This window comes from Streptomyces triticisoli (genome assembly GCF_003270085.1).
Taxonomy (GTDB): Bacteria; Actinomycetota; Actinomycetes; order Streptomycetales; family Streptomycetaceae; genus Streptomyces; species Streptomyces triticisoli.
Genome location: NZ_QFDQ01000148.1, coordinates 1 through 10,824, shown reverse-complemented (window position 1 = coordinate 10,824; position 10,824 = coordinate 1). Strand labels below are relative to the sequence as shown.

Sequence of the window (10,824 nt, the reverse complement as noted above, 5' to 3'; positions counted from 1 at the left end):
CAGGTCGTCGTCGCGGAAGATGTCCAGGACCACCCGGAAGAGCAGGACGAACCACATGATCCACAGGAAGAACCACAGCATCGTCCAGAAGGCGCCCAGCAGCGGGTAGTCGTACGCGAGGTTCATCTGCGTGCTCATCTCTCCAACCCCTTCCGGGCCGCGGTCCGTGCCTCGGCCGGTGTCCGTTCTTTTCTCTCAGCGTCCGCACGGCAGGCGCCGGGCGCCTCACCCGGGCCGGGTGACTGTGCGACGGGCGGCGGAGAACCGGCCGGGCGTCGGTCGGTCAGGGAGCCCGGTGCCGTCGGGCGGGTCCGGAGGCCGGATGGTGGCACCGGTCCGGCACATGGGGGCTCAGACCGTGGCGGTGGGTCCGGGCAGGTGCCCCGCGCCTGCCTTGCGCAGCGCCGACCGCCAGGCGAAGGCGACGCCCAGCTCGACCAGGCCGAGCAGGACGAGCCACAGGCCGAGCAGGCGGGTCAGTGCGAGGGCCGACTGGGCGGGCAGGGCCAGCACCACGATGCCGGCGACGATGCCGAGCGCCGCCGCGCCGAGGACGAGGCCGCGGTGGGCCAGGCCCTTTACGGCGAGTGCGGTGTAGGCGGTCAGCATGCCCGAGACGAGCCAGACGATCCCGACGATCAGCGAGAGCGCCGCGACGGTCTGCAGTGGATGCCTCAGACACAGCACCCCGGCCAGGACGAACAGCACCGAGACGAGCAGCCGCGGGAGCCGTTCGCCGTGTTCCCTCCGGGAAAACGTGGTGACGAATCGCAACACGCCGACCACCAGCAGGTACAGCCCGATGACGACCGCCAGGACGTGCAGCGTCCCGCCGGGCCAGGCGAGGAGGATGATCCCCGGGATCAGGGTCGCCAGTGCCGACGTCAGAATCCAGGTCCACGAACTGCCCAGTCCCGCCAGTACGTCGGCGGGATCACCAGCCGCACCGGGGGCCCTGCCGTCGGGGACGGGCTCCGGTCCGCTGCGCGCAGCCGAACCACGCGGTACCGTCATGGCTCCTCCTCGCGGGATCGCTCACAGGCCGCTCACGGGTCGCCGGCAGGCCGGTGCACGAGGACCTGGAAGGCCAGAGTCCCGCGCGACCGGGACCGCACGGGTCACCCGCCAGGGGTGATCCGTCCGCACCACCGTCACGGTGATCTGGGGTCGGGGTCACGCCGCTCCCGGATCGGACCCGCGGACCCGTCTTCGGAGGAAGCGGAGCAGAAGAGAACCTGATGGGCGATTCAGCAGCTCCACGTGGTCAGGGCAGTGCCCCAGGGCGTCGCGTGCCTCCCGGGAACTGGTCCCCGCGTTCGCTGCGGCGGACGGCCGTCGTGGTCCCTGCCCGTGCCGTGTTCGTCACGGCCGCTTTCGTCGCGGCGTACTATCTGCTGCCCCTGGACGGGGGCAACACGGTGAAGACGTTGGCTCTGCTGGTGAGCGGCCTGGTGGGTGCTGCGGTGCTGTTCGGGTGGGAGGCGGTGATGATCACGTACTCCCCGTACCCCCGTCTGAAGGCCGTGGAAGCTCTTACGACCACGCTGCCGCTGTTCCTGCTGCTCTTCGCCGGCGCCTACTTCCTCCTGGAACGCGCCGCGGCCGGCTCCTTCAGCGAGCCGCTGACCCGAACGGACGCCCTGTATTTCGCCCTCACCACGTTCGCCACCGTGGGCTACGGCGACATCACCGCCCGCTCGCAGGTGGCACGCGTGCTGGTCATGTTCCAGATGATGGGCGGGCTGCTGTTCGTGGGCGTCGCCGCACGGGTGCTGGCGGGGGCCATCCAGGCGGGACTACGGCGCCAACGCCGGGACGGGCCGCCCGGGCAGGAGCAGACTCCGCCCACGGAGGAGGGACGGACACCGCCCGGCTGACTCCGGCCTCACTCCGGCAGGCGGCGCATCTCGATGAGGTGCGGGTCCAGCGACTGGCAGCGGGCCACAGGGCCATATACGGGTGCGTGTCGTCCACGACGGGACCGAACAGGATCGTCCGATCGGACATCAGCACATGACCCAGCCCGGGAAATGCCCTGGCCAGTGTCTCCGACAGGTGCCCTTCGACGCGGATCTCGCGGCGCATCGGCTGCTCTCCCGCACTGACTCGAGGACAGGCGTGCCCCCTGCCTGCGATCGTCCGTCCGAGCCGGCCGCCGGGCCTCGCCCCGTGCAGGTGATACGGACCGGCAGGCGGGGCCGGCCCGTGCTCAGTGGGTGAGGACGATCTTGAACGTGAGGATCAGCAGCCCGATCAGCAGGTTGACCGAAGCGGTCGCCGCCGTCAGGCCCCAGGTGGCGCCGGCGCGACGGGCCGCGGCCACCGACCAGCCCACCTGCCCGGCCACCGCCACGGCGAGCGCCAGCCACAGCGCGCCTCGCACATCCAGGCCCAGCAGCGGGCTGACGACCAGCGCGGCGGCCGGCGGTACGGCAGCCTTGACGATCGGCCACTCCTCGCGGCACGCGTGCAGGACGACCCGGCGGTCCAGACGCTGCTGGGCCAGGCGGGCCCCGAACAGCTGGGCGTGCACGTGCCCGAGCCAGAACACCGCACCGGTGAGCAACAGCAGCAGCACCAGTGCCAGGCGGGGGAAGGAACCCAGCGTGCCGGCACCGACCACCACGGAGGCGGCGAGCATCGATCCGTACACCCCGCCGGTGTAGTCGGTATGAGCCCGCCGTTCGGCGGTACGTGCCTGCGTCCGGGGCTTGCCGGCGCTGGACATGACGGGACCCCACCGCTCACTGCGCCCGGCCGGCCGCGTCGGCCGGGGCCTCGGTCCGCTGCGAAGCCCGGCGGCTGTGCGGTCCGCCCGGCAGGTGCCCGGTGACCGTGAAACTGGCCAGGGTGATCCCTCCGGTCGCCAGGATGGCCGCCTTGAGGCCGTCGAGCTGCGCCGACGCGTAGGAGTTCGTGACGGCCTCGACCTCGGACGGGGGCAGGCCGACCCGCTCGGCCGCCGAGCGCACCTGCTGCGTGGAGACGAAGCTGACCCCGGACTCGAGAGCGATGCTCGTCTGCCTGCGTGCCTCGTCCGACAGGCGGGGGTCCTGCTCCACATGGGCGGTGAAGGCGTGGGCCAGGGCACCGATGAGGATCGAACCGATGAGCGCGGTACCCAGTGCCGAACCCAGGTTCTGCGCCGTGAACTGCAGCCCGCCGACCTCGCTGCGTTCCTCCTCACCGGCACTGGACTGTACGACGTTGCCCAGCTGCGAGGCGAGCAGGCCCATGCCCACGCCCAGAAGAGCCATCGCCCCGGCGAACTGGGCGTCGTCGATGACCGGCTTGATGGTGGCCAGGAGCCACACGACGGCCGCCGTCAGGCACAGCAGGGCGGCCTGGACCACACGACGCGGTCCCGCCGCCCGCCCGAGCCGGGAGGCGACCGTGGACGCCAGCAGCATGGTGGCGGAGACGGGCACCAGGCGCAGTCCCGTCTGGAAGGCGTCGAAGCCCTGTACCACCTGCAGGTAGAGCGGGATGGTGAAGAACAGTCCCAGCAGGATCAGGTTCTGGCTCAGCAGCACCGACAGGCCCGAGCGCAGTGCGGGCCTGCCCAGCAGGGACAGATGGACCAGCGGGTCGGCGCCGCGCACGGCACGTCGGTGCTCCCAGGCGCGAAACCCGTTCAGCACGGCGATCCCGGCGGCTACGACGAACAGGGTCGGTGCGAAGCCGAGGACGGTGAAGGGCGGGTTCTGGGGCCGCACCCACCCCCAGGTGGCGCTCTGCAGCACGCCGAGCACGCACAGGCCCAGGCCGGTCGCGGAGAGGGTGGCTCCGACGCCGTCCAGGCGGGGTCGCGGACCGCTCCGGGCGGGCTCGGCGATCACCCGGTGGCAGACGAGCAGGGCCACGACCAGCACGACCTCGCCGGCGAAGACGAGTCGCCAGGTGAGGTAGGTCGTCACCCAGCCACCGAGCAGCGGACCCACCGCGATCCCCGCGCCGGCGAGTCCGCCGATCACCCCGTAGGCCACGGCCCGGTCCGGCCCCCGGTAGGACTCGGCGACGAGCGCCGCCATGGCCGGCAGCACCATGGCGGCGCCGATTCCCTCGATGACCGACCATCCCAGCGTCAGGACCCACAGGGTGGGTGCGGCGGCGGTCAGGGCGGATCCGGTGCCGTAGACGACCAGGCCGACCACGAACAGGCGGCGCCGGCCGAGGATGTCGCCGCACTTGCCGCCGATGATCATGAATGCCGCCATGACCAGGGCGTACAGGGTGATGACGGCCTGGATGGCGGTGACGTCCGTGTCGAAGTCGTCGACCAGGCGGCTGATGGACACGTTCATGACGGAGGTGTCCAGCACCATCAGGAACTGGGCCGTGCCGAGGACGATCAGGGCCCGCCAGTGCTTCATGGGTCCATCACATCCGGGAACCGCACCGGCCGCCTCACCCTTCAGGGGCGATCCGGACCCGCCGGTGCTCGTGGAAAGGGGAGCTCCGACCTCACGCGCGGGCCGGTTCTCGGGCAGTGCCTGGACACGGGCCGCTCCGGGGTGCGGCTCGGGGCGGGGCGCAGGAGGCTGAGGACATGAACAACCTCGCGAAGCACCCGCACATCGTGGTGCACGCGCCGGCCCTGGACGGTTCCCGGCGGGTGACCGAGGGCGATGTGACCCTCGGGCTCGCGTCCCACCTGGACGACGTCGTCGAGATCCTCCGGCTGGCCGACCTGGACCGCATCGAGGTGGAGGAGAGCGACCTCGTCGAGTGGCAGGGCGGCGGTCCTGAGGACTGGCCGGGCCTGTCGGAGCACGAGGACGGCTGAGCGGGCGTCCGGCCGCCGGTTGTGGGGAGCGATGCGGGCGGGTGGGCGGGTGTGCCTACTTCTCGCTCGCGGGGTACGGCGAGGACGCCCGTGCCCGCGCCGACGAGCTGCGGGTCCCGCTGTTCGTGCTGGACCGCGCGGGCATCCCGCGCGGCGCGTGAACGAAGCGGCCGACGCCCCGCACACCCACGGTGCGTGAGGCGCCGGCCCGCTCGCTCACGCGCCGTACTGCTCGCGGAGTTCCACCTTGCGCACCTTCCCCGAGACCGTCATCGGGAAGGACTCCAGGATCCGCAGCCGGCTCGGGATCTTGTAGTGGGCCAGCTGGTCCGTGCAGAAGGCCCGCAGGTCCTCCAGGCTCGGCGGGTCCGCCGCGTCCAGCGGGATGACGCAGGCCAGGACCTCCTCGCCGTACGTCTCGTGCGGTACGCCGACGACCTGGACGTCGCGGATCTTCGGGTGGCCGTAGAGGAACTCCTCGACCTCGCGCGGGTAGATGTTCTCGCCGCCACGGATGATCATGTCCTTGATGCGGCCGACGATCTCGACGTACCCGTCCTCGCGCATCACCGCCAGATCACCCGTGTGCATCCAGCGGCCCGGGTCGATGGCCTCGGCGGTCTTCTCGGGCTCGTTCCAGTAGCCGAGCATCACGCTGTAGCCGCGGGTGCACAACTCGCCCGCCGCACCCCGGGGTCGGGTCACGCCCGTGGCCGGGTCGACGATCTTCACCTCGATGTGCGGCAGCACCCGGCCGACCGTGCCGGTGCGGTGTTCGAGGTCGTCGTCCATGCGGGTCTGCAGGGAGACCGGGGAGGTCTCGGTCATGCCGTAGCAGATGGAGACCTCCTCCATGTGCATCTCGGCGACCACCCGTTTCATCACCTCCACCGGGCAGGGCGAGCCCGCCATGATGCCGGTGCGCAGGGAGGTGAGGTCGTACGACGCGAAGCCGGGGAGGTTCAGCTCGGCGATGAACATCGTCGGCACCCCGTACAGCGAGGTGCAGCGCTCCTGCTGCACCGCCTCCAGGGTGGCCTTCGGCTCGAAGGACGGTGCCGGGATGACCATGCACGCGCCGTGCGAGGTGGCTGCCAGGTTTCCCATGACCATGCCGAAGCAGTGGTAGAAGGGCACCGGGATGCAGACACGGTCCTGCTCGGTGTAGCCGATCGTACGGCCCACCCAGTAACCGTTGTTGAGGATGTTGTGGTGGGAGAGAGTGGCGCCCTTGGGGAAGCCCGTCGTGCCCGAGGTGTACTGGATGTTGATGGGGTCGTCGCAGCTCAACTCCGCCTGGGCGGCGGTGAGCTGCTCTGACGTCACCCGCTCCCCCGCCGACGTCAGTGCCTCCCACGACGCGTCGCCGATGTAGACCGTCTCCCGCAGGTCCGGGCACTTGGCCCGCACCTGCTCGACCAGTGCCCGGTAGTCGCTGCTCTTGTGGGTCTGCGAGGCGACCAGCACCGAGATGCCGGCCTGTCTCAGCACGTACTCCAACTCGTGGGCGCGGTAGGCCGGGTTGATGTTCACCATGATCGCGCCGATGCGTGCGGTGGCGTACTGGACGAGCACCCACTCGGGGCAGTTGACCGCCCAGATGCCCACCCGGTCGCCCTTGACCACGCCCTTGGCCAGCAGCCCGCGTGCCACCTCGTCGACCGCGGCGCCGAACTCGGCGTAGGTCCAGCGGCGTCCGGAGGGGACGTCGACCAGCGCCTCGCGGTCGCCGAACGCGGCGATCGCGCGGTCGAGGTTGGCGCCGATGGTGTCGCCCAGCAGCGGGGTGTCACTGGTCCCGTGGGCGTAGGACGGTTCGCTCACCGGAAGTCCTCCTCGCGGTACTCGTTCTGCGAGCCCCGGGCCGTGGCCTCGCGGAGCTCGATCCGGCGGATCTTGCCGGAGACGGTCTTGGGCAGCTCGCCGAACTCCAGCCGGCGGATGCGCTTGTAGGGGGCGAGGGTGTCCCGGGAGTGCTCGAAGAGCACCTTCGCGGTGTCGGGTCCCGGCTCCCAGCCCTCGGCGAGGACGACGTACGCCTTCGGCACCGCCAGCCGCAGCGGGTCCGGCGCGGGCACGACGGCAGCCTCGGCCACCGCCTCGTGCTCCAGCAGGGCGCTCTCCAGCTCGAACGGGCTGATCTTGTAGTCGGATGCCTTGAAGACGTCGTCGGACCGGCCGATGTACGTCAGGTATCCGTCCTCGTCCCGTGAGGCGACGTCCCCGGTGCGGTAGTAGCCGCTGGCCATCGCCTCCGCCGTGCGGTCCGGATCGCCGTGGTAGCCGGTCATCAGGCCGGCCGGGCGCGCGGACAGGTCGAGCGCGATCTCGCCCTCGGCCGCGCCGGGCGCGCCGGAGACGGGGTCGAGGAGTTCGACGCGGTAGCCGGGGCTGGGCCGGCCCATGGAGCCGGTCTTCAGCGGCTGGCCGGGGCTGTTGGAGACCTGCACGGCGGTCTCGGTCTGCCCGAAGCCGTCCCGGATGGTCACGCCCCAGGCCCGCCGGACCTGCTCGATGACCTCGGGGTTCAGCGGCTCGCCGGCGGCCACGACCTCGCGGGGCGGGGTGCGCAGCTGGGTGAGGTCGGCCTGGATGAGCATGCGCCACACGGTGGGCGGGGCGCAGAAGGTGGTGACGCCGGCGCGGTCCATCTCGGCCATCAGGCGGGCCGCGTCGAAGCGGGTGTAGTTGTGGATGAAGACGGTCGCCTCGGCGTTCCACGGCGCGAACAGGTTCGACCAGGCGTGCTTGGCCCAGCCGGGCGAGGAGATGTTCAGGTGCACGTCACCCGGTTCGAGGCCGATCCAGTACATGGTGGCCAGGTGCCCGATCGGGTAGGTGCTGTGGGTGTGCTCGACCAGTTTGGGGTGGGCGGTGGTGCCCGAGGTGAAGTAGAGCATCAGCGGGTCGTCGGCGAGGGTGGGGCCGTCGGGGAGGAACTCGGCGGGGGCGGCGTAGACGTCCTCGTACGGCTCCCAGCCCTCCTCCGGCAGGCCGCCGACGGAGATCCGGGTGTAGGCGCCGGGGACGTCGGCGAACTTCGCGGTGTCCTCGGCGCGCACGATCACGTGCTTGACGCGGCCCCGTTCGACGCGGTCGCGCAGGTCGGCGGGGCCGAGCAGCGGGGTGGCGGGGATGACGACGGCGCGCAGCTTCATCGCGGCGAGCGCGGTCTCCCACAGTTCGGCCTGGTTGCCGAGCATGACGAGGACGCGGTCCCCGGCGGCGACGCCGCGGTCGCGCAGCCAGTTGGCGGCGCGGCCCGAACGCTCGGCCATCTCGGCGAAGGTGAGGCGGGTCTCGGTGCCGTCCTCCTCGACGATGTGCAGGGCGGTGCGGCCGTTGCCCTCGGCGACGGCGTCGAACCAGTCCAGCGCCCAGTTGAAGTGCTCGGGGCGGGGCCACTCGAAGCCGGCGTACGCCGTGGCGTAGTCCTCGCGGTGCTCCAGCAGGAAGTCCCGCGCGCTGCGGAAGAGCTCCGTCGCCGTCGTCATCTGTCCTCCTTGGTGCCGGACCATTGCCGGGCGGCTCTGTTACATCGTGTAATCGGTGATGCGTGTCTCACTACCCCCGAACGGGGGTGTGGTGGGGCGGAAGGGCCGCGACGAAGGGGCGAGCAGGTGACGGCGGACGTGTCCGGGGTCGGGGAGATCCGGGGTGCGCTGGTGCGGCTGCGGCGGGCGACGGGCCTGCCGGTCGCCTTCGGCGGGCTGGTCGAGCCGGGCCGGGCGCGGGTGCGGATCAGCGAGCTGACCGGTACGGCGACGCTCGCGCTGAGCGCGCTGGCGGTGACCTCGGGCAGCGGGCTGGGCGGCAAGGCGGTGGCGCTGGGCCGTCCGTGCGCGGTGACGGACTACTCGCTCTCGCGGCAGATCAGCCACGAGTACGACGCCCCGGTCGCCGCGGAGGGGCTGCGCTCGGTGCTGGCGGTGCCGGTGGTGGTACGGCGGCGGGTGCGCGGCGTGCTGTACGGCGCGCTGCGCACGGCCCAGCCGCTGGGCGACCGCACGCTGAGCGCGGCGGTGGAGGCGGCGCGGGACGTGGAGCAGGCGCTGGTGGTGCGGGAGGAGGCGCGGGATCTGCTGACGGCGGTCCGCGCCGAGCCCGTGTCCGGCCCCGCCTGGGAGCAGGTCCGCGAGGCCCACGCGGCCCTGCGCGCCCTGGCCCCGCGGATCGGCGATCCCGGTCTGCGTGCCGAACTCCTCAACGTCTGCGGCCTGTTGACTGCGGCGCCGACTCCGGCGGAGGGCGTGATCCTGGCCCCGCGGGAGGTCGACGTGCTGGCCTGTGTGGCCGCCGGCGCGACCAACGCCACCGCCGCGGCGCGCCTGGGCCTGAGTCCGGAGACGGTGAAGGGCTACCTCCGCTCGGCCATGCGCAGACTGGGCGCCCACACCCGGGGAGAGGCGGTGGCGGCGGCCCGCCGGGCGGGGGTGCTGCCGTAGCGCCGACGCGGTGGCCGTCAGAGTGCCGTGCCGCCCGCCGGCAGGGTGGGGCGGGGCCTTGTCGGTGCGGGGCCGGGGTGCTCGTGGGCGGTGGCACGGGCTGGCGCCCGTCGCCGGAGGGGTTCGTCCCGGGCGGGGCGACGCACGGTCGTCGGTGCGGGCGGAGCCCGGGTTGTCCGGGGCCGTGGGAGTGTTGCCGGCCGCGTGGTGGGGGGTACCTTCGAAGGGCTGTCCGCGTGAGGGTTTGCATTCATTCGGAGGTGCTTTGAATGCGGCTGTGCTTACGGTCGCTGTTATTTCCCTCACCACCCCGGCTGTCCGAAATTCCAGGGCTCGTTGCCTAGAATTTGGCCCGGACACGACACTCGAGGGGAGCGGTGACCGTGCGACGGGACTTCAAGGGCCCTGCGGGCGGCCGTTCCGACCTGGTCATAGGCCAGGAGGAGCCCTCCGCGGCGGCGCGTGAGCAGCTCGCGCGCGGCGGGAGTGTGCTGCTCCACGGGCCGGCCGGAATAGGAAAGTCGACCGTGCTGCGGGCATTGGCCGCGGAATACGCCCCGACGGCCCGCACCGTGTTGCGCTGCTCCGCCACCGAGTCCGAATCCCACCTGCCCTTCCTGGCCCTGGCCGACCTCTTCGGCCTGGTCCTGGACGAGGTGTCCGGCGCGCTGCCCGCCGCCCAGCACACCGCACTGGAGGCGGCACTCACCGGACGCGGCGAGTCCACCCTGCAGCGCGACGGCCTCGCCCTGCGCCTGGCCGTGCTGTCCGCGCTGCGCGCGCTCGCCGCGAAGGGCCCGGTCCTGGTGGTCGCCGACGATCTGCAGTGGCTGGACCCGGCCAGCGCCGAACTGCTCGGCTTCGCCGCCCGGCGCCTGGGCGAGACGCCCGTACAGATGCTGTGCGCGGTGCGTACCGAGGACGAGGAGTACGACCGTCATCTGCGCGCCTGCCCGCCCGACACCCTCTCGATCCGGCTGGGCCCGCTCACCCGTCCCCAGGTCTCCGCCCTGCTCGACCACCGCGGTTACGCCGGCCTGCCCCGCTCCACGGTCCGCGAGATCCACCGCACCAGCGGCGGCAACCCCCTGTTCGCGCTGGAGCTGGGCCGCGCCCTGGCCGAGAACCCCACCCCGCCCCGGCCGGGCGAGCCGCTGCCGGTGCCGACCTCGCTGCGCGCCCTGGTGCTGAGCCGGCTGGAGATGCTGTCGGACGAGGCCCGCCGCACCCTGCTCGTGGCCAGCGCCGGCGCCCGCCCCACCCCCGCCCTGCTGCACGCGGCCGGCCGGGAGAACGCCGAGGCGGAGTGCGCGCAGGCCGCCGAACTCGGGCTGCTGGCCATCGAGCCGGAGGACCCGGCCGTACGGTTCGCGCACCCGCTGATCTCCGCCGCGCTGTACGCGGAGGCGCCCGCCCAGGAGCGGCGCGCCGCCCACGCCGCCCTGTCCACCGCTGCCTCCGACCCGATCGAACGGGCCCGGCACCTGGCGCTGGCCACCACCGGAACCGACCCGGAGGTGGCCGCCCGGCTCGCCGAGGCCGCCGCGCTGGCCCGGGACCGCGGGGCCCCCTCGGTGGCCGCCTCGCTGGGGC

The 10,824-nt window shown here is 72.4% G+C and carries 9 protein-coding genes and 2 pseudogenes; 4 read left to right on the top strand and 7 right to left on the bottom strand.

From position 1 onward, the window contains the following. Positions 1–138 (bottom strand): annotated as a pseudogene (locus DEP02_RS20410) (SHOCT domain-containing protein); the annotation flags it as partial. 213 nt (positions 139–351) lie between these two features. Next, complete coding sequence (locus tag DEP02_RS20405) at positions 352–1,014, bottom strand: HdeD family acid-resistance protein (RefSeq protein WP_112469127.1); 663 nt, start codon at positions 1,012–1,014, stop codon at positions 352–354. 323 nt (positions 1,015–1,337) lie between these two features. Between DEP02_RS20405 and DEP02_RS20400 the strand changes: the two genes are divergently transcribed. Beyond that, positions 1,338–1,877, top strand: a complete 540-nt coding sequence (locus tag DEP02_RS20400) for a potassium channel family protein (protein ID WP_332871991.1) — start codon at positions 1,338–1,340, stop codon at positions 1,875–1,877. A gap of 8 nt (positions 1,878–1,885) precedes the next feature. On the opposite strand, the pseudogene DEP02_RS34905 reads toward DEP02_RS20400, so the two are convergent. The 3 genes and pseudogenes from DEP02_RS34905 to DEP02_RS20385 all read right to left on the bottom strand — a co-directional run bounded on the left by DEP02_RS34905 (position 1,886) and on the right by DEP02_RS20385 (position 4,373). After that, positions 1,886–2,085 (bottom strand): annotated as a pseudogene (locus DEP02_RS34905) (DUF8691 family protein). Positions 2,086–2,209: 124 nt separating this feature from the next. Beyond that, complete coding sequence (locus tag DEP02_RS20390; protein WP_112469125.1) at positions 2,210–2,728, bottom strand: hypothetical protein; 519 nt, start codon at positions 2,726–2,728, stop codon at positions 2,210–2,212. Between the two features lie 16 nt (positions 2,729–2,744). Continuing rightward, positions 2,745–4,373 carry an MFS transporter gene (locus tag DEP02_RS20385; protein WP_112469124.1) on the bottom strand — a complete coding sequence of 543 codons (1,629 nt, stop codon included), beginning with the start codon at positions 4,371–4,373 and terminating at the stop codon, positions 2,745–2,747. A 176-nt stretch (positions 4,374–4,549) separates the two neighbouring features. Here DEP02_RS20385 and DEP02_RS20380 point away from each other — a divergent pair, with 176 nt between their 5' ends. Then, complete coding sequence (locus DEP02_RS20380; RefSeq protein WP_112469123.1) at positions 4,550–4,786, top strand: hypothetical protein; 237 nt, start codon at positions 4,550–4,552, stop codon at positions 4,784–4,786. A 216-nt stretch (positions 4,787–5,002) separates the two neighbouring features. Here the strand turns inward: DEP02_RS20380 and DEP02_RS20375 are convergent, their stop codons facing one another. After that, positions 5,003–6,610 carry an AMP-binding protein gene (locus DEP02_RS20375; protein ID WP_112469122.1) on the bottom strand — a complete coding sequence of 536 codons (1,608 nt, stop codon included), beginning with the start codon at positions 6,608–6,610 and terminating at the stop codon, positions 5,003–5,005. After that, positions 6,607–8,280, bottom strand: a complete 1,674-nt coding sequence (locus tag DEP02_RS20370; protein WP_112469121.1) for an AMP-binding protein — start codon at positions 8,278–8,280, stop codon at positions 6,607–6,609. The genes DEP02_RS20375 and DEP02_RS20370 overlap by 4 nt, the downstream gene beginning before the upstream one ends. A gap of 126 nt (positions 8,281–8,406) precedes the next feature. On the opposite strand from DEP02_RS20370, the gene DEP02_RS20365 reads away from it, so the two are divergent. Together DEP02_RS20365 and DEP02_RS20360 are read left to right on the top strand one after the other, a co-directional pair. Beyond that, complete coding sequence (locus tag DEP02_RS20365; RefSeq protein WP_112469120.1) at positions 8,407–9,231, top strand: helix-turn-helix transcriptional regulator; 825 nt, start codon at positions 8,407–8,409, stop codon at positions 9,229–9,231. Positions 9,232–9,608: 377 nt separating this feature from the next. Next, positions 9,609–10,824, top strand: a 1,216-nt coding sequence (locus DEP02_RS20360; protein WP_157977492.1) for an AAA family ATPase, incomplete at its 3' end; no start/stop codon positions are given.